This is a genomic window from Synechococcus sp. HJ21-Hayes (assembly GCF_024345835.1).
GTDB lineage: Bacteria > Cyanobacteriota > Cyanobacteriia > PCC-6307 > Cyanobiaceae > Vulcanococcus.
In genome coordinates this window covers 223,629-248,436 of sequence record NZ_JAGQBW010000001.1, presented here as the reverse complement: position 1 = coordinate 248,436, position 24,808 = coordinate 223,629, and the positions used below count along the sequence as shown (strand labels likewise).

Genomic DNA, 24,808 nt, shown 5'->3' with positions numbered 1-24,808 from the left:
GCTATTCCCCCTTGAGCAGGAACACCCCCTCCTCGCCATCAATGGCCTGAAGGCAGAGGGCAATCACTTCCTGGCGGCTCGTGGGCACCACCCGCCCGCAGAAATCGGGCTGAATCGGCAGTTCACGATGGCCGCGGTCCACCATCGCCAACAAGGTCACCCGATGCGGACGCCCCCAGGCCTGCAAGGCTTCCAAAGCCGCCCGCACGGTGCGTCCCGTGAAGATCACGTCGTCCACCAACACCACCTCCCGGCCGTCCACGGCGGTGGGTAGCTCTGTGGGGGCCGACAGACGCGTGCCAACCCGATCGAGATCGTCGCGGTGGAAGGTGGGATCCAGGCTGCCCTGATCCACCGGATGGCCGCACAGCACTTCCAGCTTGGCGGCGAGCACCTGGGCTAGGGCCACCCCACGGGTGGGGATCCCGAGCAACAGCAGCTCACGGCTGTCAGCCACGCTCTCCAGGACCTGGGATGCCAGTCGGTTGAGAGTTCGGCTCAGTTCCTGGGCCGAAAGAATCTCCACGCGATTGGCAGACATGACAGCGAGCCGGGGCGTGATGGTACTGGGGATCATCGATCAGCTCGACACCCAAAGCTCTCACCCAGGCAAGGCTGATCCCCGTGTCGACAAAAGCTGACGCAACCAGGCTCCAGAGAGGTGCCGTCTGGGGGGGGAGGTAAGTTAGAGGGAGCGCGCGTTGCAGAGAAGAGCAGGAAAGAAGGGGTGACAACAATTCCGTCCTCTGATCGTGAATCCAATAGCGCCGGTCCCTCGAGCGGTGCTTTCTCCACTCGCAACCCCGTTTCACCCGTCGTTCTCTGCATCCTCGACGGCTGGGGTTACCGCCACGACGATGCCCACAACGCCATCCGCTCGGCCGAGACGCCGGTGATGGATGCCCTCTGGCACGCCTACCCCCACACCCTGATCCAGGCCAGCGGTGGGGAGGTGGGCCTGCCCGACAACCAGATGGGCAACTCGGAGGTGGGCCATCTCACGATCGGTGCCGGTCGGGTCATCCGCCAGGAACTGGTGCGGATCGGCCAGGCCGTGCGCGACGGCAGCATTGCCGACAACCCAGCCATCAATGCCCTCGCGGACCAATTGCTAGCCAGTGGCAGAACGCTGCATCTGATCGGCCTGTGTTCCGATGGCGGCGTCCACAGCCACGTGGATCACCTGGGGGGCCTGTTGCACTGGGCCGCCGGCCGAGGACTGAAGGATGTCTGCATCCACGTGGTCACCGACGGGCGTGACACCCCAACCCAAAGTGCCCCGCGGTTTCTGGCCACGATCGAGCAGCAGATCGCCGCGGCTGGGGTTGGTCGGATCAGCACCATCTGCGGGCGCTACTGGTCGATGGACCGGGACAACCGCTGGGAACGCACTGAAAAGGCCTACCGCCTCCTCACCGAAACGGGAGAGGTCACAGCCCTCAGCCCCCAAGAGGTGCTGGATGCCTCCTACGCCGAGGCGGTCACCGATGAGTTCATCGAACCCACTCGTCTGGCCCCAGGTCAGATCAGCAGTGGCGATGGCCTGATCTGCTTCAACTTCCGTCCCGACCGAGTGCGGCAGCTGGTGCGCGCTCTGGTGCTGCCGGAGTTCGACAGCTTCGAGCGCACCCGCATCCAGGGGCTGCAGGTGGTCACCTTCACCCAGTACGAGGCCGGCCTCCCCGTGGCCGTGGCATTCCCGCCGGAATCCCTCGATGGCCTGCTGGGCCAGGTGGTGTCCGAATCGGGCCTGCGTCAATTCCGCACGGCTGAAACCGAAAAATATCCGCATGTCACCTATTTCATGAACGGTGGCATCGAGCAGCCCTATCCCGGCGAAGACCGCCATCTGGTGCCATCCCCCCGCGTGGCCACCTACGACGAGGCCCCGGCCATGTCAGCCGAGCAACTCACCGAGGACTGCATCAGCGCCATCAACAAGGGGATCTATTCCCTGGTGGTGATCAACTACGCCAACCCGGACATGGTGGGGCACACCGGTCAGATGGGCCCCACCATGGAGGCCATTGCCACCGTGGATCGCAGTGTTGGTCGTTTGCTGGAGGCCACCAACCGCATGGGCGGCACCCTCCTAGTGACCGCTGACCACGGCAATGCCGAGATGATGGAAGGCCCCGATGGCCGCCCCTGGACCGCCCACACCACCAACCCCGTGCCGGTGATTCTGGTGGAGGGCGAGAAACGCAAACTGCCGGGCCATGGCAACGCCGTGCAGCTCCGCGAGGGTGGAGGCCTGGCCGACATCGCTCCCACCTTGCTGGAAATCCTGGGCCTGCCCCAGCCGACCCGGATGACCGGCCAGACCCTGATCGTTCCCGCCGGCAGCCCCGCCGTACCCAACCGCATCCCCCAGACCCTGGGGGTCTGAGCTCCCCTGACCACCCCCTAGGCTGCCGCCATGATTCAAACCATTTTCACCTGGATCTGGCTGGGCAGCGGCATGCTGCTGGTGATCAGCGTGCTGTTGCACAGCCCCAAAGGCGACGGCATGGGCGGCCTGGCCAGCAGCGGCGGCTCGATGTTTAGCAGCGCCCGCAGTGCCGAGGCCACGCTGAACCGCATCAGCTGGACCTTGCTGGCCATCTTCCTGGGTCTGGCCACCGCCTTGAGTGCCGGCTGGCTCAAGGGCTTCTGAAATGACCCGTCGTGGCTTGCTAGCAACCCTGGGGGCTCTGTTCTCTCCGGTGATGGGTGGCCGCGCGGCTGAAGCGGCCTCAAAGGCCGCGGATCCAGCGTGGCAACTGAGTGAGGCGGAGTGGAAGAAGCGCCTCAGCCCGGCCGCTTACAACGTGCTGCGCCAAGAGGGCACCGAACGCCCCTTCTCCAGTGCGCTGAACAATGAGAAGCGGCCAGGCACGTTTGCCTGCGCAGGCTGCAACTTGCCCCTGTTCAGCTCCAAGGCCAAATACGAGAGCGGCACCGGTTGGCCCAGCTTCTGGCAACCCCTGCCCAAGGCGGTGGTAACCAAGCTGGATTTCAAGCTGATCGTGCCCCGCACGGAATACCACTGCCGCCGCTGCGGCGGCCACCAGGGGCACGTGTTCGACGACGGCCCCAAACCCACCGGCAAGCGCTACTGCAACAACGGCGTAGCCCTCAAATTCATCCCTGATTAACCGGTGAATTCGCCGTTATAGGCCTCTTCGCCGTGGGCATTGATATCGAGGCCCTGCTGTTCCTGAATGTCGTTCACCCGCAGGGGCATCACCATGCGAATCAGTCGAAGGATCACGAACGTGCCCACTCCAACAAACAGGATCGTGAACCCTGCGGCCTTGAGCTGAATCCAGAGCTGGCCGGCCTGGCCCACCAGCAGTCCGTCGGCACCAGCGGGATTGAGGCTTTTCAACGTGAACACGCCCGTGAGCAGAGTGCCGAGCAACCCGGCCACGCCATGCACCGGCAGCACATCGAGGCTGTCGTCAAGACGCCAGCGGTTCTTGAGTTGCAGGGCATAGCTGCACACCAGGGCTGCCGCAAAGCCGATCAACACAGCCGCCAGAGGGCTCACATAGCCGGCCGCTGGGGTAATCGCCACCAAGCCGGCCACCGCACCAGTGGCCACACCCACCGCGGTGGGCTTGCCGCGCTGCCAGGTTTCCAACAGCATCCAGCCCAGGGCCGCAGCAGCAGCAGCGGTGTTGGTGGTGAGGCAGGCCAGGGAGGCCAGATTGCCGGCCACCAGGCCACTGCCACCGTTGAAGCCAAACCAGCCGAACCAGAGCAGGCCTGCCCCCAGAAGGATGAAGGGCACGTTATGGGGTGGGGCGGCATGGCCCGTGCCGACACTGCGGCGCCGGCCCACCACTAGGGCGGCAACGGCGGCGGCCACACCGGAGGCCAGCTCCACCACCAGGCCACCGGCGAAGTCGATGGCACCGAGGCCGGAGCTGCCCAGGAACCCATCTGGGCCCCACACCATGTGAGCCAGGGGCAGATAAATGAAGGTGCTCCAGAGCAGCAGGAACACCATCCAGGCGCGGAAATGCATCCGCTCCACCACCGCACCGGAAATCAAGGCCGGCGTGATGATCGCGAAGGTGGCCTGGAACAGGGCCACCGCTCCATGGCTGAGTTGACCATCGCCATAGGGAGCCGACCAATTGCTAAGGCCCGCCCACTGCAACCCGCCGATGAACGGAGCCAGGGGACCGCTGCCGGGAGAGAAGGCCAGGCTGTAGCCGAACAACACCCAGAGCACACTCACCAAGGCCATGGCGGTGAAACTCATCACCATGGTGTTGAGCACGTTGCGGCTACGCACAAAGCCCGCATAAAAAAGGGCCAGTGCTGGCGTCATCATCAGCACCAGAGCCGCACTCACCAGCACAAAGCCGTTATTGGCACTGCGAAGTGCCAGATCAGTTGCAAACAGCAGCGGCACAGCTAAGTCAAAGGCAGATGCCACCCTGAAGACCAAGGGACCTCTAGTTGGTAGCCGTTGCTACCAAAAGAGCATTTCAGGGTGTCAACCGATACAGCTGGGACAAATGGGCCAGGTTGGGTGTACGGACAACAAAAAAGGGCAGAAGGAAAACCCTTCTGCCCTCACTGCACATGATGGAGAGGGACCGCGAAGGCCCCCATCATGCGATCAATAGTCGAAGTCGCCGCCGCCCATGCCACCGCCGGCAGGAGCTGCATCCTTCTTCTCGGGCATGTCCGCCACGATGCACTCGGTGGTGAGCACCATGCCGGCGATAGAGGCGGCATTCTGCAGACCGGAGCGGGTCACCTTGGCGGGGTCCACGATGCCGGCAGCCAACATGTCGACATACTCACCGGTGGCGGCGTTGTAGCCCTCACTGAAGGGCTTGTTCTTCACGTGCTCGGCAACCACGGCGCCGTTCACACCGGCGTTCTCGGCGATGCGCTTGAGGGGCGCGGTGAGGGCGGAAGCCACGATCTGAGCGCCGATCAGCTCTTCGCCGGAGAGGTTGGCCGCAGCCCACTCCTCAAGGGCAGGAGCCAGGTGGGCCAGGGTGGTGCCACCACCAGGAACGATGCCTTCCTCAACGGCCGCCTTGGTGGCGTTGATGGCGTCTTCCAGGCGCAGCTTCTTGTCCTTCATCTCGGTCTCGGTGGCAGCGCCCACCTTGACCACGGCCACACCGCCGCTCAGCTTGGCCAGACGCTCCTGCAGCTTCTCCTTGTCGTAGGAGGAGTCGGTTTCGTCCATCTGCTTGCGGATCTGCTCGCAGCGGGCCTTCACAGCCACCTCGTTGCCTTCGGCCACGATGGTGGTGGTGTCCTTGTTGATGGTGATGCGGCGGGCAGTGCCCAGCATCTCCAGCTTGGCGTTCTCCAGCTTGAGGCCGGCGTCCTCGGTGATCAGCTGACCGTTGGTGAGAACGGCGATGTCCTCGAGCATGGCCTTGCGGCGATCGCCGAAACCGGGAGCCTTGACGGCAGCCACGTTCAGCACACCGCGCAAGCGGTTCACCACGAGGGTGGCGAGGGCTTCCTTCTCGATGTCCTCAGCAATGATCAGCAGAGGCTTGCCGGTGCGGGCAATCTGCTCGAGCACGGGCACCAGGTCCTGCACCAGGCCGATCTTCTTGTCGGTGAGCAGGATGTAGGGCTCCTCGAGCACCGCTTCCATGCGCTCGGTGTCGGTAGCGAAGTAGGGCGAGATGTAGCCCTTGTCGAAGCGCATACCCTCGGTGACCTCCAGCTCGGTGGTCATCGATTTGCCTTCTTCCAGGGAGATCACGCCCTCCTGGCCCACCTTGTCCATGGCATCGGCAATCATCTGGCCGACTTCTTCGTCGTTACCGGCCGAGATGGTGCCCACTTGGGCGATGGCGCTGCTGCCGGTGATGGGCTTGGCGTGCTCCTTGATCTTGCCGACCAGGAATTCGGAGGCCTTATCGATGCCCTTCTTCAGGGTGATGGCGTTGGCGCCGGCGGCCACGTTGCGCAGACCCGCCTTCACCATGGCGTGGGCCAGCACGGTGGCGGTGGTGGTGCCGTCGCCGGCGGCGTCGTTGGTCTTGGAGGCGGCTTGGCGGATCAGGGCCACACCGGTGTTCTCGATGTGGTCTTCCAGCTCAATTTCCTTGGCGATGGTGACGCCGTCATTGATGATCTGGGGAGCGCCGAACTTCTTCTCCAGCACCACGTTGCGGCCCTTGGGACCCAGCGTCACGGCAACGGCTTCAGCCAGGGTGTCGATGCCTTTCTCGAGGGCGCGACGGGCTTGCTCGTTATAAATAATGCGCTTAGCCATTAGCGTTTCTGGTGAGGATGAATGGAGTCAATGAACTAAAAACCTGGGCGCTGCGCGTCAGTTGACGACGGCCAGGATGTCCTTCTCGGAGAGCAGCACGTACTCGTCGCTGCCGAGCTTGATGTCGGTACCGGCGTACTTGCTGTACAGCACCTTGTCGCCGATGCTCACTTCAGGAGCCTGACGGGTGCCGTCGTCGTTGCGCTTGCCAGGGCCGATCTGCACCACCTCACCCACCTGGGGCTTTTCCTTGGCGGTGTCGGGCAGCAGGATGCCGCCGGCGGTTTTTTCTTCAGACTCGGAGACCTTGATGAAGATGCGGTCGCCGAGGGGCTTGACGGTGGAAACGCTGAGGGAAACAGCAGCCATGGATGGATTGCGATGAGGGTTGCGAAACCAGGTTGCGAAACCATTGGCATGGCGCCAATGACGCCACAGTTGGCAACGAGTTAGCACTCGCGTGCCTTGAGTGCCAACCTATGGGGGCGGCCACCCCCCGGGCAAGGTGCTGCCGGGGCGGTTGACCGAACTCGCGGTGGCGCGGAACCGAACAGGGCTGAACGGACCGGCGGGGCCGGTCCCCTGACGACAGGCGCAGTGGTAAGGTTGCGCCGCTTCGAGCGGGATTGGTTCCCGCTGCGCGCTCCCCGCGACTTCCTTACATATGGCTGCTGCTACTGCCACCGGCACCAAAGGCATCGTCCGGCAGGTGATTGGACCGGTTCTCGACGTCGAATTCCCGGCCGGCAAGCTGCCCAAGATTTACAGCGCTCTCCGTATTGAGGGCAAAAATTCCGCCGGTCAGCAGGTGGCCCTGACCGCCGAGGTGCAGCAGCTACTGGGTGACCACCGCGTGCGTGCTGTGGCCATGAGCACCACCGATGGCCTGGTGCGTGGCATGGAAGCCACCGACACCGGCGCTCCCATCTCGGTGCCCGTGGGTGAGGCCACCCTTGGCCGCATCTTCAACGTGCTCGGCGAGCCCGTGGACGAGCAGGGCCCTGTGGCCACCACCACCACCGCTCCCATCCACCGCGAAGCTCCCAAGCTCACCGAGCTGGAAACCAAGCCCAAGGTGTTCGAGACCGGCATCAAGGTGATCGACCTGCTGGCTCCCTACCGCCAAGGCGGCAAGGTGGGCCTGTTCGGTGGCGCCGGCGTGGGCAAAACCGTGTTGATCCAGGAGCTGATCAACAACATCGCCAAGGAGCACGGCGGTGTGTCCGTATTCGCCGGCGTGGGCGAGCGCACCCGTGAGGGCAACGACCTCTACGAGGAGTTCAAGGAGTCCGGAGTGATCAACTCCGACGACCTCTCCAAGTCGAAGGTGGCCCTTTGCTACGGCCAGATGAACGAGCCCCCCGGCGCCCGCATGCGCGTGGGCCTGTCGGCTCTCACCATGGCCGAGCACTTCCGTGACGTGAACAAGCAGGACGTGCTGCTGTTCGTGGACAACATCTTCCGCTTCGTGCAGGCCGGATCCGAAGTGTCCGCTCTGCTGGGCCGCATGCCCTCCGCCGTGGGCTACCAGCCCACCCTCGGCACCGACGTGGGCGCCCTGCAGGAGCGCATCACCTCCACCCTGGAAGGTTCGATCACCTCGATCCAGGCCGTCTACGTGCCCGCAGACGACCTGACCGACCCCGCTCCGGCCACCACCTTCGCCCACTTGGACGCCACCACCGTGCTCAGCCGCGGCCTGGCCTCCAAAGGCATCTACCCGGCTGTGGACCCCCTGGATTCCACCAGCACCATGCTCCAGCCCGCCGTGGTGGGTGATGAGCACTACCGCACCGCCCGTGCCGTGCAGTCCACCCTGCAGCGCTACAAGGAGCTCCAGGACATCATCGCGATTCTGGGTCTGGACGAACTGTCCGAAGACGACCGTCGCACCGTCGACCGCGCCCGCAAGATCGAGAAGTTCCTCTCCCAGCCCTTCTTTGTGGCCGAGATCTTCACCGGTCAGAAGGGTGAGTACGTGAAGCTGGAAGAAACCATCGCTGGCTTCAACCAGATTCTCGCCGGCGAACTGGATGATCTGCCTGAAGCCGCCTTCTACCTGGTGGGCAACATCGACCAGGTGAAGGCCAAGGCCGCCAAGATCCTCGCTGAAGCCAAGGGCTGATCCTGATGTCCTTGACTCTTCGCATCCTCGCTCCTGACCAGAGCGTCTTCGACGGCAATGCCGACGAAGTGATCCTGCCCAGCACCACCGGTCAGCTCGGCATCCTGCCCGGCCACGTGTCCCTACTCACCGCCCTGGATACGGGCGTGCTGCGGGTCCGTGATGCTGGTGGCTGGAAAGCGATTGCCCTACTCGGCGGTTTTGCCGAAGTGGAATCCGACGAGGTGACGGTGCTGGTGAACGGCGCCGAGCTTGGTTCGGCCATCAACGCCGAATCAGCTGCCCAGGAGCTGGAAACAGCCAAGGGTGCCGCTGCCAAGTTCGAAGGCCAAGCCCCCAGCACCGAGAAGGTGAAGGCCCAGCAAGAGCTAGCCCGCGCTCGCGCTCGCCTGCAGGCCACCAAGGCCAACTGATTCCACGATCGAAGCACCGACCCACGCAGTCCTTGCCCCCTGGTCTCTGGCCAGGGGGTTCTTCGTGAGAACGCTGCCGAGCCCATCGATAGATTCGCGAGCAATGGCGCACAACAGCCAGTGGTGAAGGGCACCGGGCAACGGCTGGGACTCCAGCTCAAGAGCTGGCTGGAGGGAGGCGGCGCTGGGCTCGAGAGCGGCCAGGCTCTGGGCAATCGCCTGGTAGATGCCCTTGGAGCTGACGACAGCCTGAAGGGGCCGGTTCGGGATCTCGCTAGCCAACGCCTGCTGCTCCAGGCTCTGCACCAGAAAGGCGCCGCCCAGCGCTCGGCCCTCACCAGCCTGGCTGAGCAGCTCGCCAGCACCTACGCCCCCGCCGTACTGCAGGAACTGCTCAACCTGCTGGAAGCCGCCACGGGCGTGGCCATACCGCGGCAGCCAGCCCAGCCCACCCCCATGCCCAAACCCACGCGGGCGACCCGGCGATGGGAAGGCATCGTCCAGGAGCTGAGGCCCTTCGCCCCAGGCCTGGGCCTTGCGGCAGGGGGAGCCCTGGTGCTCAGCTGGGCCAGCCGCGAGCTGGATCGCGAACTGTTTGAAGGCCTGGGCTGGAGCGGCGGCGTAGTGCTGGTGGTTGTGCTGGGCCTGCTGCAGGCCCTGGCCCTGGGGCCGCTGAAACGGTGGCGGAGGAGCTGGATTCTCAACGAGCAATCCGCTGGTGACCCCAGGCAGGCCTGGCGCTGGCTAGCGGCTCCATGGGTGCATGCCAATAGAGCCGAGGCAGCGGTGAACCTGGTGGCCCTGCTGATCCTGCTGGGCTCTTCAGCCCTGCAGCTGGGCGATGTGGTGCTGCGCTACAGCCTCACAGCCCTGGCCACCCTGACGCTCTCCACCGTCATGGCCCAGCGCTTCGCCATAGCAAGAACCTGGTCGGGCGCCTCAGGATCCATCAGCGCACTCATCGCCCTGGGCGCAAGCCTGAGCATGCTGCACTGGCGGCAGCTCAGCTTCAACGTGGGGCCAATCGCCATTCCTGCCTGGGTGCTGCTCATGGTATACGGGGCCCTGCAACTGGGCTGGCAGCTACCCCGTCAGGACAATGCCGATGCCAGTGGCCCCCTGGAGCGCCTGCTCTGCTGCCAGTGGTGGTGGGGTTTCGTACTGGGCGTGTTGTGGGGCCTGATCAGCTGGGGCCAGAACTTGCTGAAGGCGTCAGCCGGCTGACGCCGCAGCCACAGCCTGCATGTAGCGGCCCCACAGCTCCGCCACCAAGGCACCACTAGCCGCCTCAGCCGGGCGATTGTCGTCATTGCCCATCCAGATCGCGGTGAGGATCTTCATAGCCGGGGAATAGCCGATGAAGAGCACATCCACCCCGTTGTTGGTGGTGCCAGTCTTGCCGCGGGCATCCGCCACCACCGCCGCGGGCTTGCCGGTGCCTCGTTGCACCACCCCCGCCAGGAGCCCATCGAGACTCGCTGCCACCTCGGGGCTGATCAGTTGGCGCGGAGTTTCGCCAATGGGAGTGGTGATGCCGCGCTCCGGGCAGGTGCTGAGGCTGAGGATCGACTGACAGACACCGAGGTCGTAGATCTTGTCGACGCCGTGCATGGGCACGGAACGGCCGCCATTGGCCACCACCGCATAAGCACGCGCCATCTCGTAGAGGTAGGTTTCCCGGCCGCCGAGCATGGCACTGGCATCGGCATCCAGGGGAGTGCTGATACCCAGCTGGCGGGCCTTGCGCACCACCTGGTTGAAGCCGGCCTTCTCCGACAGCCGCAGGGCCACCACGTTTTCCGAGAGGGCAAAACCATCGGCCACGCTGACGCTACCGGCCCCGTGGCGACAGCCGGCCACATAGCTGAAGGGGGCGCAGGAGATCGGATCACTGGGCTTCACCCCAGACTCGAGAGCCGCCAGGAAGGGAAACAACTTGAAGGTGGAGCCCGGCTGGCGCAGGGCCTGCACCCGATCGAAGCTGGAGCGCGAATAGTCGCCGCCACCCACGTAGGCGAGGATGTCGCCGCTCTCGATCTGGAGCGAGATCAGGGCCCCCTGGGTGAGCCCCACGGAAGCCGCCGGCCCCTCCAGAAAACGCTGCAGTTGCTGCTGCGCCAACTGCTGCATCCGGGGATCGATCGTGCTCACCACCATGTAGTTTCCCCCGGCCTCCTGCTCGGAGAGGTTGAGGCCGAAGCGGGTGCCCTCCAACTCGCCGCGGACGTAGTCGCTGAAGAACGGATAGCTGGAGAAAATGGTTTCCCGGCAAGCCGAGGCATCGATGTTAAGCGGCCGGCGCCGGGCATCGATCAGGGCCTGATCACTCAGATAGCCCTGCTCATGCATCAGCTTGAGCACCAAATTGCGGCGGTCACGGCCAGCCTCGGGATCCTCGCGGTTGCAGGGGCTATAGCCATTGGGACTGGGCAGCAGACCCACCAGGAAAGCCGCCTGGGCCACATCCAGATCAGCGGCAGACTTGTGGAAATAGAGGCGTGAGGCCTGCTCAAAGCCCTCGGTGCCAAGCCCCAGATAGGCCCGATCCAGATACATCTTGAGGATCTGGTTCTTGCTGAAGCCCACCTCCAACTGGAGCGCCACCCACAGCTCCCGCACCTTGCGGGTGAGGCTCACATCGCGGCCCACATCTGGGTAATAGAGGCGCGCCACCTGCTGGGTGAGGCCACTGCCACCGCCACTGCCCAGCAGGGCCGAGCGCAGGGTGCCGAACAAATCAAGCCCGCTGTTCCAGCCGAACCGTGCCTCCTCTGAGGCCAGCAGGGCCTGGCGCAGGTGCCGCGGATAAGCCTGCAGGGTGGGCAGGGCCGTGGCCGAACCCTCCTTGGCATCGATCTGCTGCCCGTTGGCCGCGTAGATCTTCACCGGACCGGCGATGGCACGGATCTTGGAGCCGCCGCCGATGCTGGCGGCCAGCAGCATGCCGCTCACCAGCAGGCCCGAGCCCGCCAGCGCCGCCAGACCGAGCAGATGGACAGCCTGCTCTAGGGCGCTACGAGGGTGGATGTAGCGCAGCACAGGCGCTTCACCCTTCAGCGGCGAGCCGAACTGAATGGCATCGCCATCGCGCAGCTGGATAGCGCGAATGCGCCGGTCGCGATGAAACAGACCATTGGCGGAATTGAAATCCTCCAGGGTGAAGTCGCGATCGGCATCGCGTGGCTTCTCGAGGATGGCGTGCACCCGGCTCAGCCCCAGTGCCTCCACGGGCAGCTCACAGGCGGGATCACGGCCGATGCGGTAGCGCCGGTTTTCGAGGGTTAGGTCGTGCAGCTTCTGGCCTGCGGACCACAGTTCCAGCCGAGCCTCCCGATGGCGCAGCGACATCCACGCAGCCCGGATGGCGGCTGGGCGACGGCGCCAGGGCCCCTGCAGGCACGCCGCAGCGAACTGGCGCCAGGCCTGGCGGACGTCCGAGCTGGCCAGCGTGGAGGTGAGGCGGTGCAGCGGCATCTTCATCGGCCCGGCCATAGGCTAGAGCCAGCAACCCCCTTCCCCTTCGGTGCAGCGCCAGCGGGACCCCTGGGAACCTTTCCGGCTGTGGCTGGCGCTCACCATTGGCGTGTACGCCACCCGCGCCTTCTTCGCCGCCACCTGGGTGGGAGCCATCCCGGGCTGGGTGCTGCTGGCGATGGTGCTGATCGCCCTGGCCTTGGCCAGTAAGGCCTTGCTGTTCCCTGGCCGGGTGGTGGCGTTACGGGAGGGCGATGGCGGCTGGTGGGCCGATCTGCGCGATGACTGGCGCCTTTGGTGGCGGCGGCGCAAGGGGGATCCATGAGCCCGATCCAGGCGCAGCTGGTGCTGCGCAGCGACACCGCCAAGGTGGCGTCCCTCGATGCCGCCATACCCCTCACCATCGGCAAGGCCAAGGGCAACCAGCTGTGCCTGGCGAGCAGCGCAGGCGTCTCGGATCACCATGCCGTGGTGCGCCATTCCCGCAGCCACGGCTGGGTGGTGTGCGACTGGCAAAGCCAGGACGGCACTTACCTGGAGGGTCAGCAGATTCACCAGTGCCGGCCCGTGGCCGATGGCGATGAAATCCAGCTGGGGCGCCAAGGGCCGGTGCTCGTGTTCCAGCTGACGGCCCCCAAGCCAGCCACGCGTCAGGCCCCCTCGCCAACGGCCGGATCGATCGACTTTGAAGGCTGCACGCTCGCGGTGGATCAGATCCGCTCCGCCGTAGTGCGCAGCCAGCCCCTCTATCCCCACATCTTCAGCTGGTGGCTGCTTCTCTGCTTAGGGGGGCTGCTGCTGCTGCCGTTTCCGCTGCTGTTCTGGCCCCTGGAAATCGCGGCCCTGGTGGGCTGGATTCTGCTGGGCTCACGCAAGCAGCACACCCTGGTGGTGGTGCTGCGGGACGGCCAAGCCATGCGCCACAGCTTCGCCAATCGACTCACCGCCCTGGCTCACCGCAACGGCATCCGCAAGGTCATCGAGCAGGCCGGCCGCCCCCAGCCATGACCTGGATCCTGCCGGAGGGTGCCACGCTTCGCTTCGAAGGCCTCAAGGAACCGATTCAGATCCAGGGAGGCCTGGGGGGCGGCACCCAGGGCCAGGTGTACGCGGTGGCAATCGGAGGCGAACAGCTAGCTCTGAAGTGGTATTTCCCGGCCTGCATCGCCCGCGACCCTCACCTGGAGCACCGGCTGGGGGAGAGCATTCGCCTGGGGGCTCCCAATGGCGATTTCCTCTGGCCAATCGCCCTGCTGCGGCCTACCCCTGAAGCCCGCCAGCAGATCCAGCTGGCCGAGGTTGGCTTCGGCTATCTGATGGCCCTGCGCCCCCCTGGGTTCATCGGGGCCCATGTCCATGCAGCCGGCAACCTGGAGATCAGCCTGCGGAACGTGCTGCGGGCCAGCTTCTTCCTAGCGACCAGCTTCCACGAGCTGCACCTCAAAGGGCTCTGCTACAAGGACATCTCCCTAGGCAACCTGTTCCTGGAGCCCGCCAGCGGCCGGGTACTGATCTGCGACAACGACAACGTGGACGTGGACGGCCGCGATCTCGGCAGCGTGCTGGGAACCCCCGGATTCATGGCCCCCGAGATCCTGCTGGGGAAGGCCAGGCCGGGAGCCAGCAGCGATCTCTTCTCCCTGGCCGTGCTGATCTTCCGGCTGCTGACCCGCCACGATCCACTCAAGGGGCAACTGGAGCTGGCGATCCGCTGCCTGGATGAACCTGCCCGCCGCCGCCTCTACGGCGAAGACCCGGTATTCATCTTCGATCCCCAGGATCCCCGCAATCGCCCCGACCCCATCGAACACGCTGCCGCACTGATCACCTGGCCCATCTACCCGGAACGGCTGAAGGCCCTGTTTGAGCAAACCTTCTGCAGTGGCCTGCACCAGCCCAACCGCCGGGCCCTCACAGGCCAATGGATGCAGGCCATCGCCCAGTGCCTGGACCAGCGGGTGCTGTGCCCCCACTGCCAGCAGGAAAACTTTCCGGAACCGGGCACCCCTGGACGCTGCTGGGCCTGCGGCAGTGCCCTGCCCACCGCCGTGATGCTGCAGACGCCCGCAGGCCGGGTGGCCGCCGCGGCCGACAACAGCCTGCAGCCGCACCACTTCGATCCCCTGCTTAGCCACGACCTGCACCATCCCCTGGCCCAGGTGGTGGCACACCCCACGGATACCGCCATCCTGGGCCTCACCAACCTCAGCGGTGCCCCCTGGAGCGCCGAACTCAGCGACGGCCAGAGGGTAACCGTGCCCCCTGGCAAAACCTGTAACCTCTCGGCCCTGCAACGTCTCCGCACCGCTGCCGGCCCGGTGGAGGTGATCCGCTAACCCACCATGCCCTTCCCCAACGTTCGGCTCAGCAACCGGCCCCTGCATTTCATCTATCTCTGTGATTGCTCCGGCTCCATGGCGGCCCAGGGCAAGATGCAGGCCCTCAACCAGGCGATTCGTCAGTCGCTGCCAGGCATGGCCGAGGTGGCGCGCCAGAATCCCGAGGCCCGAGTGCTGGTGCGGGCGGTGAGCTTCGCCGACCGGGCCAACTGGCACCTGGCCGAGCCCACGCCGGTGGACCAACTGGAGTGGCGCGACCTCCAGGCCGGCGGCATCACCGCCATGGGCGAAGCCCTGGAGCTGGTGGCGGGTCAGATGCAATCGCCACCGATGGAGGAGCGGGCCCTCCCGCCGGTGCTGGTGCTGATCTCGGACGGCCAGCCCACCGACGACTTCTCGGCAGGCCTGGGGGCCCTGATGTGCCAACCCTGGGCCCAGAAGGCCGTGCGACTGGCGATCGCCATGGGGCATGACGCCGATCTGGAGGTGCTGCAACAGTTCATCGGCCCCGACCCCCTGGCCAACCTGCCGGCAGGGGAGGTACCAGGTGCCAGCGGTCAGATGCCTCGAGGCATGGGCAAATCGCCGCGGCGACCCCTACAAGCCAGCAATGCCACAGCCCTGGCTCAATACATCCAGTGGGCCTCCACCGCCGTGGTGGGTGCTGCCTCCATGCCCACCAGCCGGATAGCCGGCTCCAGCCGGGACGGCAACATCCCCCTGCCGGACCTGCCGCCCACGCTCATGGATCCCACCGACGACGTCGGCCCACTGGTGTGGTGACCGGGGCGCTCACGGGCAGCTGGGACACACCCCAGTGCTGCACGGTGATCGGAGCCGCCCACCGGCGCCTGGGCAAGCCCTGCCAGGACGCCTCCGTGGCCTGCTCCCTGCTGGGTCCGGGCGGCACGACGGTGCAGCTGATGGCCGTGGCCGATGGCCATGGCGGCGAGCGCTACTGGCTCAGCGACGTGGGCAGCCAACTGGCCTGCGACCAGGCAGTTCTGGCGGTGGAGCGGGCCCTGCAGCAGCACCCACTCACGGACCAGCGCCACTGGCTGGAGCTGCTGGCGGGCGCACTGCCCGCAACGATTCAGGCCGCGTGGTTGGAGGCGGCCGCGGGCCACTGGCGCCAGCGGCCTGAGAGCGGCGATCAGCCGTTCTCGCCGCTCACCTACGGCTGCACGCTGGGGGTGGTGCTGCTGGCACCGGAGTGGTGGGGCCACACGGGCCTGGGCGACTGGGACCTGGTGCGCAGAACCGCTGACGGCAACCTGGACCTGATCAGCGAGGAACAGGACATCTGCGCCAGCGGAGAAGCCACCGCCAGCCTCTGCATGGGCGGCGCCGCATCCCTGTGCGCCCAGCGGGCGGCCCTGCATCCCCTCACGCCGGGGAGCGCCCCCTTCGCCCTCGTGCTGAGCACCGATGGCGTCCGCAAATCGTGCACCACCGATGGCGACTTTCTGGCCCTGGGCCATCACCTGGCGGAACTGCGTCAACGGGATGAGCTGGACACGGCGCTCGCGCAGATCACCAGCCAGGGCAGCGGTGACGATGTGTCCGTGGCGATCGGCCGCTGGGGAGCACTCGCCAACCCTCCCCCGCTCCCCGTGCCGCCACAACGCCGGCCGGTGGCCCTGCTGATACTCCTGGGCATCGGGGCCGCGGCCCTGGGAACCGGGCTTTGGTGGCTGCAGCCGTGGCAACGCTGGATCACAGCACCGAAGCCGGCCGCGTCTCCCGCGACCAGCCTGAGCGCCGAGGTGCAGCGGTTGTGCGCCAGCCCAGATCGCATCCCGAGTGCCCTCAGCCAACGGCAGGCCCAGTTCGACCAGCTGCTGCAAGGCCAACGCCAGCGGCAGACCTTGATCCAGCAAGCGACGCTGGATCCCTTGGGGGCCGTGATCGCGGCGAGTTGGCCCGTGCCCGCGACTGCCAGCCCAGCCATCACCCCAGCACTGGTGGAGCTGAACGCCTGCCCAGCGTTGCTGAGCGCCCTTGATCAGCAATGGAAGCAGCGCCGTGCGGCAGCGGCCAAGATGCCAGCAGCCGGGAATGCGTCCATTCAGCCGCCGTCAGCCCCATGAACGACTACCAGCTCGGAGCCAACCTGCGCCGGCAGATCCTGGCCGACCTGCAACGGGGCCAATTCAGCGATGGCAGGCGCCTACAGGCCCTCGTGGGGGATTTCTGCGGTGAGTCGCAGAGCAACCTGTTACCGGCACTGAAGTATCTGGTGCTCACCCCCGCCTTCAGCCACGCCGTGGGTCAGACCCCAGCCCTGGAGGCTGATGCTCGCCTGCAATTACGCCTGAACCAGGAGCTGCAGGAGCTGTTCGCCCCCGCCATCTGCCAGCGGATGGCGGCAGTGGTGAGCGGACTGCTGAATCTCGGTGAAGGCAGCACAGCCACAGCGACAGTCAGCGCAGCCTTAGCCCCCAGCGCCGGCAGCAGCCGCGGTCTCGTCGCCGTGCTCAGCTTCATCGCCGGCGTGCTGCTGGTGGGCGTGGTAGGGGGGCTCATGTGGCTGCTGCTGCTCAGTCGCCAGCAGCAGGCCCTCGCCCCTCCAACCGGGGGCACCCCCCTCCAGGAGGCTCCAGCGCTGCGCGAACAGCCCAGGGAAAGCGCCCTGCCGCCGCCGGCACCAGACCTCGAACAGCCCCTGGATCCAGCAGCGGTGGATCTAGCCATCACCACCGTGCAGCAGCTCTACAGCGCACTCTCAAGCCGCAATAGCGAAGCGGCACGCCAGCTGTTTGGCGCCGCGGCCGCCGATCAGTTCGATCCCAGCTTCTTCGAGCAATTCGAGCGGGTGAGCGTGGCCGACCTGCGGGAGACCAACCGAACAGGCTCCACCGTGAACCTGAAGGGGGTGGTGACCTTCCTCTACCCGGATGGCAGCAGCCAGAGTGAAACCCGCAACTTCAGCGTGGATACTGGCGCGTCTCCTGCCGTGATCACCGCCAGTGCGTTCGGCCAGGTGGTGAAGCCCCGCAACTGACCACAGCCTTGGCATAGGCCTGATCAAAGCGATCCCAACGGAAACTGCGCGGGTCATAGCGGCTGTGGCTGCGGTCGATGGCCGCATGGCTGGTGACCCGACTCATGGGGATGCCGTAACGGTGCTGCCACAGCAGAACCTGGGAGGCCAGTGCACGGTATTGCTCAGGCGTGTAACCGGAATGGCCGTCGCTGGTGTCGGCCCCACGACCATCGGCAGGCGTGACCAAGCTGACGTGGAGCGCAATGTTGTTGACCGAACCACGGCTACTGGGCTTGGCCTGCAGGGTGAAATCGCCAAAGGCCGATTGCCCGGCGCCGTAGGCACGGTTGGCATCGGGCACCACGCGGTGACGATCCCCATTGGGTCCAATCACAAGGTGGTAACTCACCTGATCGGCATCTGCCGGGTGGGGAGTGCGGAACAGGTTGAGGGTGCTGGCCTGATCCATCACGGTCTCGTGCAGCACGATCAGGCTGGGCTGATGGGGCAGGGGGCGGCCGCGCCAATCCCGGCGCTGCCGCTCGCCGAAATTGGTGGGATCCGCGAGAGCCGCCAATTCCGGATTCAAACCAAGCCCCCGCGCACAGGAGCTGAGCTCATCCGGCGAGAGCTGGGCCGCCGGGATGAACACCGGGTCGGGGACGACAGCGCCCGTTGAGGGCTGCCACCACCAACGCATCCCGCACAGCGCGGCTCCCCCCAGCACCGCCACGGATATGGCACCGCTGAGAGCACCCAGCAACCAACTGCGCTGGTAGAAGTGGGCCATGGCAGGCAACGCGTCGATACAGACAAAAAAAGCGCCCCTACTGGGGCGCTGAACCTGGGGAGACGCCGATTCAGGCGGTACCGCAGAAGGTGACATCGGGGAACTTGAGCTTGGCCTCGTCGAGGCTCTTGCCCTTGCCCTCCTCCTGCCAGTAGTTGATCACCTCGGTGGCCTTGTTGAGGATCTCAACGCGCTCGTTGTCGGTGATCCAGCTCTTGCCTTCCAGTTCGGTCTTAAGGGTTTCCCAGGCATCCTCACGGGGCCAGAAGAAGTAAGCCGTGAGGGGGCTGGGACCGCCGCCCACGATCTGATCCACAGCCAGGGCCACGTTGTCGGGCAGCCATAGGATCTTCAGCAGAAAACGGCCCTCATCCGCCTTGGGGGTACGCCCCGAGGGAACGCCGTTCTCGTCGATGGTGGCGGTGGCCAGGGCAGCACTGGCACCACGCAGCACCGGACGGCCCTCGGTGGTGTCCTCAGCGGAAACCTCAGGTGCGGCAGTCGCCACGGCGCTTTCAGCGCTCTCGGTGCTCATGGTGTCAGCGCTCAAGGCTTAATCACAAACAACTAACCTACCAGCCGCCGTGGCCCCACCCCTGAAACCTAGAGCCATCCTGCTGTTCGATATCGATGGCGTGATCAGGGACGTGGGCGGCAGCTACCGCCGGGCCATCGTGGAGACGGTGCATCACTACAGCGCCGCGCGGCCTAATCCAGAGACGATCGACCATCTCAAGGCCGAGGGCTGCTGGAACAACGACTGGGAGGCCTCCCTGGAACTGCTGCGGCGGATAGGCCAGAGTTCATTGCCGCCCCTCGAGGCCCTGGTGGAGGTGTTCAACGGCTTCTATTTCGGCGGCGACCCCGAGGGCAATCCAGCCAGCTGGCAAGGGTTCATCGGCCATGAGCCCCTGTTGGTGGAGCGCCCCTTCTTTGAGGCCCTCACGGGTGCCGGGGTGGACTGGGGCTTCGTGAGCGGCGCCGAGCCGCCATCGGCGCGCTTCGTACTGGAAGCCCGGCTGGGCCTGGCCAATCCACCCCTGATCGCCATGGGGGATGCCCCCGATAAACCCGATCCCACTGGATTGCTGCGCCTGGCGGCGGAGCTCGCCGGCGGCCTAGGGCTGGGCACTGCACCAGTGGCCTACCTGGGCGACACCGTGGCCGACGTACTCACCGTGCAACGCGCCCGCGAGCAGCAGCCCGAACAGCGCTTCCTGAGCCTGGCCGTGGCTCCCCCTCACCTCCAGGCCCAGGGCCAGGAAGAGGCGCGCTGGCACTACGAGCAGCAGCTGCACCAGGCCGGTGCCGACGTGGTGATCCCCGCCACCAGCCAGGTGCTGGTGGCCTTGGAGCAAGCCCTGGAGGAGAGCTGAGCCCTCAGCGCTCGAGCGCCGCCGGCGTCTTCAAGGCCGCGGCTGTGAGGGTCTCATAGCCGCGGTCGGTCACGGCCACGTCGTCCTCAATCCGAATGCCAATGCCCTTCCAGCGCTCGGCAATGGCGGGCTGGCCCTCGGGCACGGGCAGGCGATCGCTCACATAGAGGCCAGGCTCCACCGTCAGCACCATGCCCGGCTCCAAGGCCACAGGGTGCTCACCCAGGCGGTAAGCGCCCACATCGTGCACATCGAGGCCCAGCCAGTGACCGGTGCGATGCATATAGAGATGGCGGTAGGCCCCCTGCTCGATCACCCCATCCACCGAGCCGGCCAACAGGCCCAGATCCAACAGCCCCTCCACCAGCACCCGCACGGCCGTGTCATGCACGCCCTCGGCCGTGTGGCCCGGAGCCACCGCCGCCACCGCCGCTTCCTGGGCCGCGAGCACCAGCTCGTAGAGGGCCCGCTGTTCACCGGTGAAGCGGCCGTTGATCGGGAAGGTGCGGGTGATGTCGCCGTTGTAGTAGTCGCCCAGGGAGCAACCCGCATCGATCAGCAGCAGGTCGCCATCGTTCAGCACGGCGCTGTTGGCGGTGTAGTGCAGCACGCAGGCGTTATCCCCACCCGCGACGATCGAGCCATAGGCGGGTCCCCGGGCCCCCTGCTCCAGAAAGTGCTGCTCGATCACGGCCTGCACCTGGCGCTCATTCAGCCCTGGCCGCGCCACCTGGCGGGCCAGCTCATGGGCCTCCGCCGAGATCCGCGCCGCTTCGCGCAGGCGCACCAGCTCCTCAGGCGCCTTGCGCAGGCGTAACTCATGCAGCAGCGGGCAGGGCGCCACGAGCCCCAGGGCCGCCACACCACTGCGGGGGGCACGATCCAGCTGAGCCGCCCAGGCCTGCAGCACCAAGGGCTCCACCTCGGGGTGACGCCCCACCCGGAAGGCAATGCCCTCAGCGCCCTTGAGGTAGTCGGCCAGGAGCTGGGGCAGCTCCGCGTGTGGATGGGCCAGGTCGGCGCCGAACTGGGTCACCGCCCCCTCACAGCCCCAACGGAAACCAGTCCACACCTCGGCACTGGGCTCCTTGGGCTGCACAAACAGCACAAAGCGTTCCCCCTCCGGCCGGTGGGGCAGGAACAGGGCCACGGCATCGGGCTCATCGAAGCCGGTGAGATACCAGAAATCACTGTTCTGGCGAAAGGGCCATTCGCAATCAGCGTGGTGGGTGGCCAGGGGCGCCGCCGGAATCACCGCCGCTGCGCCGCCAAGGGCCTCCAGGAAGCGAGCACGGCGCGCGGCATAGATCTCGGGACCGATCAGCATGGGCTCCGGCGCAGGGGCTGAGCGCGACGATGGCACAGCCGATTAAATGAGGGCCGGTGACCCCGCTGCCGCCATGACCGCCACCGCGCCCTCTGCAGCCCAGCGCTGCGAGCTGCTACTGGCGCAGTGGCGCTCCGAACTGGCGCTGAGCGCGCGCGAACGGGCCGTGCTCGCCCCGGAGCTGCAAGCCCTCGATCGACAACTCCAGGCCCTCGACCAGCGCCGCCTACGGGTGGCCGTATTCGGCCGGGTGGGCGTGGGCAAATCCAGCCTGCTCAATGCCCTACTGGGCCAGTCCACCTTTGCCACCGATGTGGCCCACGGCTGCACCCGCACCCAGGAGCGGGCCGCCTGGCCTGTGACCATCCCTGGCCTGAGGGCCGTGGAGCTGGTGGACACCCCCGGCATCGACGAGATCGCCGCCAGGGCCCGGCAGCGACTGGCGGCGCGGGTGGCCCTGGGGGCCGATCTGGTGCTGCTGGTGCTCGATGGCGACCTCACCACCCCGGAAGCGGAAGCCCTGGAACAGCTCCTGGCGGGGGGCAAACCGGTGCTGCTGGTGCTCAACCGCCTCGACTGCTGGCCGCAGGACGAGCGCGACGCACTGATGGGGAGCATTCGCCGCCGCCTGCCTGCCACTGCCCGAGCGCTGAAGCTGCTAGCCGTGGCCTCAGCCCCGCGCCAGGCCCAATGGCTGGCCGATGGGCGCGTACGCAGCGAGCGCTTGCCTCCACAGATTGAGCCCCTGCGCCAGGCCCTCACCGCCCTGCTCGCCAGCAGCGGTGAGCTACTGCTGGGGCTGAACGGTCTGCGGGCCGCAGACCGCTTCACCCAGTTGCTGCAGCGCTGGCGCCTGCGCCAGGGCCGTGCCGCAGCCCAGGGCCTGATCGGCCGCTTTGCCGCCCTCAAGGCCACCGGCGTGGCCGCCAACCCCCTGATGCTGCTGGATCTCGCCGGCGGCTTAGCCCTGGACACGGCCCTGGTGCTACAGCTCTGCCAGCTCTACGGCCTGCCGATGGGCGGTGCCGGCGCCCGCCAGCTACTGGGCAGGCTCTCGGCCCAGAACGCCCTGCTGGGGGGCACCCAACTAGGCATTCAGCTACTGCTGGGGGGCATCCGTCAGCTGCTGCTGCTGGCGGCCCCCCTCAGTGCCGGGCTGAGCCTGGCTCCCGCCGCGCCAGTGGCTCTGGCCCAGGCCGCCCTGGCGGTGCACACCACCCGGCTCACCGGAAAACTGGCCGCCGCCGAATTGCTGCGCAGCGCGCAGCGGGGCGGGCGGCACCCGGCCTCCCTACTCAGGCGCCTGGCCCAGCAGGATCCGCAGGTGCGCGCCTGGCTGCAGCAGTGGCAGAGCCGCGAACCCATACCGGCGGCCGTGCAAATCCTGCTGCCATGAGCGCGCCATCGGCCCGCAGCCTGGCCCTGTTCGGCACCAGTGCCGATCCCCCCACCCCCGGCCACCGGGCACTGCTGGCCGGCCTGGCCCGCCGCTACGGGCAAGTGGCCACCTGGGCCAGCGACAACCCCTGCAAACAGCACGGCGCCCCCCTAACGCTGCGGGCGGCACTGCTGCAGGCGGTGGTGGACGACCTGGATGATCCCCGCGTGGTGCTCGAGCAGCGGCTGAGCAGCCCCCGGGCCCTCGACACCCTGGATCGCGCAGCGGCGCTCTGGCCCAATCAGCCACTGGTGTTCGTGGTGGGCAGCGATCTGGCTCCACAGATCCCGAGTTGGTACAGGGCCTCGGAGCTACTGGCCCGGTGCCAACTAGCGGTGGTGCCGCGCCAGGGCTGGCCCCTTGAGCCTGGGGATCTCGAGCAGCTGCAGCAGCTGGGGGGGCAGGCGGAGGTGCTTGAGCTGCCCGTGCCCGCCACGGCCAGTTCCGCCATCCGCCAACAGCCCAGCCCGGAGCTGGTGCCAGCGGCCCTGTGGCCGGAACTGCTCAAGCACAATCTCTACGGCCTCGGGCACAAGCCCGCCTCCCCCCAGCCCTGATGCGTGTTGCCCTGGCTCAGATGAACCCCCTGGTGGGGGACCTGCGGGGTAACGGGCAACGGCTGCTGGCGGCGTGCCATCAGGCCGCCGCCCAGGGCGCCGAGCTGGTGGTGGCCGCGGAGCTGGCCCTGTGGGGCTACCCGGCCCGTGACCTGCTGCTGCGACCCTCCCTACGACTCCTGCAGCAGCAGGTACTGGATCAGCTGGCGGCCGAGCTGCCGGCGGGCCTCAGACTGCTGCTGGGGGTGAGCGAGCAGACCCCCTGGGAGCAGCAGCCCAACCTGTTCAATGCCGCCGCCCTGGTGGAACCAGGCCAGTGGCGGGTGGTGGCACGCAAACGACTGCTGCCCAGTTACGACGTGTTCGATGAGCGGCGCTACTTCCGCCCGGCCGATCAGCCCTGCCTGCTGCAGCTGGAGCGCGGCGGACGCTCCTGGCGCCTGGGGCTCACCATCTGCGAAGACCTCTGGGTGGACCACAGCCTCCAGGGACAGCGGCTGGCGGGCTCCGATCCCATCGGCGACCTCCAGCCGCTACAGCCCGATCTGTTGATCAACCTCTCGGCCTCGCCCTATGCCCAGGGCAAGGGCCAGCAACGCCGCGATCTGGTGGCCGCCGCGGCCCGGCGGCTGGGCTGCGGCGTGGTGTACGTGAACCAGGTGGGAGGCAACGACGAGCTGGTGTTTGACGGCGGCAGTTTCGTGATGGACGCCACGGGCTCCATTGCGGCCCAACTGCCCTGGGCCGAGACCGCCCTGGCCTGCTGGAATGCCTCGGCCGCCGTGACAGCCGGCGGCCGAGGCACGGGCTTTCCTCTTCCCTCGAACGACGACCTGCTGCTGCGAACACTGGTGCTGGGAGTGCGGGACTACGCCCGCAAGTGCGGCTTCCGCAAGGCCCTGCTGGGCCTGAGTGGCGGCATCGATTCCGCCCTGGTGGCCGTGATCGCCGCGGCGGCCCTGGGTCCGGAGAACGTGCATGGCCTGCTGATGCCCTCGCCCTGGAGCTCCGGCGGCTCGATCAGCGATGCCCTAGCGCTCGCCGATCGACTCGGCATCACCACCCAGACGGTGCCGATCGCCCCGCTAATGGCGAGTTTTGATGCCGCCCTCATGGCTCCCCTAGAGGGTGCGCCCAGCGGCCTCACCGCCGAAAATCTGCAATCGCGTATCCGCGGCACCCTTCTGATGGCCGTAGCCAACCAGCAGGGACAGCTGCTGCTCTCCACCGGCAACAAATCCGAACTGGCGGTGGGGTATTGCACCCTCTATGGCGACATGAACGGCGGGCTGGCCGTGATCGGCGACCTCTACAAAACCACGGTATTTCGCCTCTGCGCCTGGATCGATTCAGCAGCTGCTGCCGGCTGCCGCCAACACCTGGGCCTGCCCTGCACGGGCGAACTGGTGGGCAGTGCCATCCGCACCAAACCCCCCAGCGCCGAACTGCGCCCAGACCAGCGCGATAGCGACTCTCTGCCCGACTACGCCGTGCTGGACCCCCTGCTCAAGGCGTTGATCGAAGAACTGCGCAGCCCCGAGGAACTCATCGCCAGCGGCACGGATGCCGCCCTCGCCCAACGGATACACCAACTGCTGCAGCGCGCCGAGTTCAAGCGGCGCCAGGCGGCCCCACTGCTGAAGGTGAGCAACCGCGCCTTCGGCAGCGGCTGGCGCATGCCGATTGCCAGCGGCGCCTGAGAACGGCGTACTGGCGCCGCCTCCAGGCCGTGG

The 24,808-nt window shown here is 66.7% G+C and carries 24 protein-coding genes; 16 read left to right on the top strand and 8 right to left on the bottom strand.

Features of this window, described 5'->3' with window-relative positions:
- Position 1: 1 nt before the first annotated feature.
- Entirely contained in the window at positions 2-541 is a 540-nt protein-coding gene (gene pyrR / locus KBZ14_RS01375) for a bifunctional pyr operon transcriptional regulator/uracil phosphoribosyltransferase PyrR (protein ID WP_255116482.1), read from the bottom strand.
- 195 nt (positions 542-736) lie between these two features.
- Here pyrR and gpmI point away from each other — a divergent pair, with 195 nt between their 5' ends.
- The 3 genes from gpmI to msrB are packed head-to-tail and all read left to right on the top strand — an operon-like array spanning position 737 to position 3,137.
- Positions 737-2,389: a 2,3-bisphosphoglycerate-independent phosphoglycerate mutase gene (gpmI, locus tag KBZ14_RS01370; RefSeq protein ID WP_399210281.1), complete on the top strand. Its 1,653-nt coding sequence runs from the start codon at positions 737-739 to the stop codon at positions 2,387-2,389.
- Between the two features lie 30 nt (positions 2,390-2,419).
- Positions 2,420-2,656 (top strand): preprotein translocase subunit SecG, encoded by a 237-nt coding sequence (secG, locus tag KBZ14_RS01365; RefSeq protein WP_255116480.1) that lies wholly within the window; start codon positions 2,420-2,422, stop codon positions 2,654-2,656.
- Between the two features lies 1 nt (position 2,657).
- Positions 2,658-3,137, top strand: coding sequence for a peptide-methionine (R)-S-oxide reductase MsrB (msrB, locus tag KBZ14_RS01360; RefSeq protein ID WP_255116479.1), 480 nt, complete (start codon positions 2,658-2,660; stop codon positions 3,135-3,137).
- Here msrB and KBZ14_RS01355 read toward each other — a convergent pair.
- The 3 genes from KBZ14_RS01355 to groES form a co-directional block, all read right to left on the bottom strand.
- Positions 3,134-4,429: an ammonium transporter gene (locus tag KBZ14_RS01355; RefSeq protein ID WP_255116478.1), complete on the bottom strand. Its 1,296-nt coding sequence runs from the start codon at positions 4,427-4,429 to the stop codon at positions 3,134-3,136. The two genes, msrB and KBZ14_RS01355, sit on opposite strands and share 4 nt — an antisense overlap.
- Before the next feature lie 186 nt (positions 4,430-4,615).
- Positions 4,616-6,250, bottom strand: a complete 1,635-nt coding sequence (gene groL, locus KBZ14_RS01350; RefSeq protein ID WP_255116477.1) for a chaperonin GroEL — start codon at positions 6,248-6,250, stop codon at positions 4,616-4,618.
- Positions 6,251-6,307: 57 nt separating this feature from the next.
- On the bottom strand, positions 6,308-6,619 hold the full coding sequence (gene groES, locus KBZ14_RS01345) for a co-chaperone GroES (RefSeq protein ID WP_094588579.1): 312 nt from the start codon (positions 6,617-6,619) through the stop codon (positions 6,308-6,310).
- Between the two features lie 295 nt (positions 6,620-6,914).
- Here groES and atpD point away from each other — a divergent pair, with 295 nt between their 5' ends.
- The 3 genes from atpD to KBZ14_RS01330 all read left to right on the top strand — a co-directional run bounded on the left by atpD (position 6,915) and on the right by KBZ14_RS01330 (position 10,012).
- On the top strand, positions 6,915-8,375 hold the full coding sequence (atpD, locus tag KBZ14_RS01340; RefSeq protein ID WP_255116476.1) for a F0F1 ATP synthase subunit beta: 1,461 nt from the start codon (positions 6,915-6,917) through the stop codon (positions 8,373-8,375).
- A gap of 5 nt (positions 8,376-8,380) precedes the next feature.
- Entirely contained in the window at positions 8,381-8,788 is a 408-nt protein-coding gene (atpC, locus tag KBZ14_RS01335) for an ATP synthase F1 subunit epsilon (protein ID WP_255116475.1), read from the top strand.
- 120 nt (positions 8,789-8,908) lie between these two features.
- Positions 8,909-10,012 carry a rhomboid family intramembrane serine protease gene (locus KBZ14_RS01330; protein ID WP_255116474.1) on the top strand — a complete coding sequence of 368 codons (1,104 nt, stop codon included), beginning with the start codon at positions 8,909-8,911 and terminating at the stop codon, positions 10,010-10,012.
- Here the strand turns inward: KBZ14_RS01330 and KBZ14_RS01325 are convergent.
- Positions 10,001-12,262 (bottom strand): transglycosylase domain-containing protein, encoded by a 2,262-nt coding sequence (locus tag KBZ14_RS01325; RefSeq protein WP_255116473.1) that lies wholly within the window; start codon positions 12,260-12,262, stop codon positions 10,001-10,003. The two genes, KBZ14_RS01330 and KBZ14_RS01325, sit on opposite strands and share 12 nt — an antisense overlap.
- A gap of 49 nt (positions 12,263-12,311) precedes the next feature.
- Between KBZ14_RS01325 and KBZ14_RS01320 the strand changes: the two genes are divergently transcribed.
- The 6 genes from KBZ14_RS01320 to KBZ14_RS01295 are packed head-to-tail and all read left to right on the top strand — an operon-like array spanning position 12,312 to position 17,605.
- Positions 12,312-12,587, top strand: a complete 276-nt coding sequence (locus KBZ14_RS01320; protein ID WP_255116472.1) for a hypothetical protein — start codon at positions 12,312-12,314, stop codon at positions 12,585-12,587.
- Positions 12,584-13,270, top strand: coding sequence for an FHA domain-containing protein (locus KBZ14_RS01315; protein ID WP_255116471.1), 687 nt, complete (start codon positions 12,584-12,586; stop codon positions 13,268-13,270). The genes KBZ14_RS01320 and KBZ14_RS01315 overlap by 4 nt, the downstream gene beginning before the upstream one ends.
- The gene (locus tag KBZ14_RS01310) at positions 13,267-14,598 is read left to right on the top strand and encodes a protein kinase domain-containing protein (RefSeq protein ID WP_255116470.1); all 1,332 of its coding nucleotides are present in this window, start codon (positions 13,267-13,269) and stop codon (positions 14,596-14,598) included. Before KBZ14_RS01315 ends, KBZ14_RS01310 begins: the two co-directional genes overlap by 4 nt.
- A 6-nt stretch (positions 14,599-14,604) precedes the next feature.
- A complete protein-coding gene (locus KBZ14_RS01305; protein ID WP_255116469.1) occupies positions 14,605-15,384 on the top strand; it encodes a vWA domain-containing protein in 780 nt (259 codons plus the stop codon).
- Positions 15,381-16,691, top strand: a complete 1,311-nt coding sequence (locus tag KBZ14_RS01300) for a protein phosphatase 2C domain-containing protein (protein WP_255116468.1) — start codon at positions 15,381-15,383, stop codon at positions 16,689-16,691. The genes KBZ14_RS01305 and KBZ14_RS01300 overlap by 4 nt, the downstream gene beginning before the upstream one ends.
- On the top strand, positions 16,688-17,605 hold the full coding sequence (locus KBZ14_RS01295) for a DUF2486 family protein (RefSeq protein ID WP_255116467.1): 918 nt from the start codon (positions 16,688-16,690) through the stop codon (positions 17,603-17,605). Before KBZ14_RS01300 ends, KBZ14_RS01295 begins: the two co-directional genes overlap by 4 nt.
- Here KBZ14_RS01295 and KBZ14_RS01290 read toward each other — a convergent pair.
- Positions 17,562-18,377 (bottom strand): N-acetylmuramoyl-L-alanine amidase, encoded by an 816-nt coding sequence (locus tag KBZ14_RS01290; protein WP_255116466.1) that lies wholly within the window; start codon positions 18,375-18,377, stop codon positions 17,562-17,564. The two genes, KBZ14_RS01295 and KBZ14_RS01290, sit on opposite strands and share 44 nt — an antisense overlap.
- 70 nt (positions 18,378-18,447) lie before the next feature.
- Positions 18,448-18,912, bottom strand: a complete 465-nt coding sequence (locus KBZ14_RS01285) for a 30S ribosomal protein PSRP-3 (protein ID WP_399210231.1) — start codon at positions 18,910-18,912, stop codon at positions 18,448-18,450.
- Between the two features lie 49 nt (positions 18,913-18,961).
- Between KBZ14_RS01285 and KBZ14_RS01280 the strand changes: the two genes are divergently transcribed.
- Positions 18,962-19,753, top strand: coding sequence for a TIGR01548 family HAD-type hydrolase (locus tag KBZ14_RS01280; RefSeq protein ID WP_255116464.1), 792 nt, complete (start codon positions 18,962-18,964; stop codon positions 19,751-19,753).
- A 4-nt stretch (positions 19,754-19,757) separates the two neighbouring features.
- On the opposite strand, the gene KBZ14_RS01275 is transcribed toward KBZ14_RS01280, so the two are convergent.
- Positions 19,758-21,080: an aminopeptidase P N-terminal domain-containing protein gene (locus KBZ14_RS01275; RefSeq protein ID WP_255116463.1), complete on the bottom strand. Its 1,323-nt coding sequence runs from the start codon at positions 21,078-21,080 to the stop codon at positions 19,758-19,760.
- A 73-nt stretch (positions 21,081-21,153) separates the two neighbouring features.
- Between KBZ14_RS01275 and KBZ14_RS01270 the strand changes: the two genes are divergently transcribed.
- The 3 genes from KBZ14_RS01270 to KBZ14_RS01260 are packed head-to-tail and all read left to right on the top strand — an operon-like array spanning position 21,154 to position 24,775.
- Complete coding sequence (locus KBZ14_RS01270; protein WP_255116462.1) at positions 21,154-22,476, top strand: GTP-binding protein; 1,323 nt, start codon at positions 21,154-21,156, stop codon at positions 22,474-22,476.
- A complete protein-coding gene (locus tag KBZ14_RS01265) occupies positions 22,473-23,075 on the top strand; it encodes a nicotinate-nucleotide adenylyltransferase (protein ID WP_255116461.1) in 603 nt (200 codons plus the stop codon). The genes KBZ14_RS01270 and KBZ14_RS01265 overlap by 4 nt, the downstream gene beginning before the upstream one ends.
- Positions 23,075-24,775 (top strand): NAD+ synthase, encoded by a 1,701-nt coding sequence (locus KBZ14_RS01260; protein ID WP_255116460.1) that lies wholly within the window; start codon positions 23,075-23,077, stop codon positions 24,773-24,775. The genes KBZ14_RS01265 and KBZ14_RS01260 overlap by 1 nt, the downstream gene beginning before the upstream one ends.
- Positions 24,776-24,808: the final 33 nt, after the last annotated feature.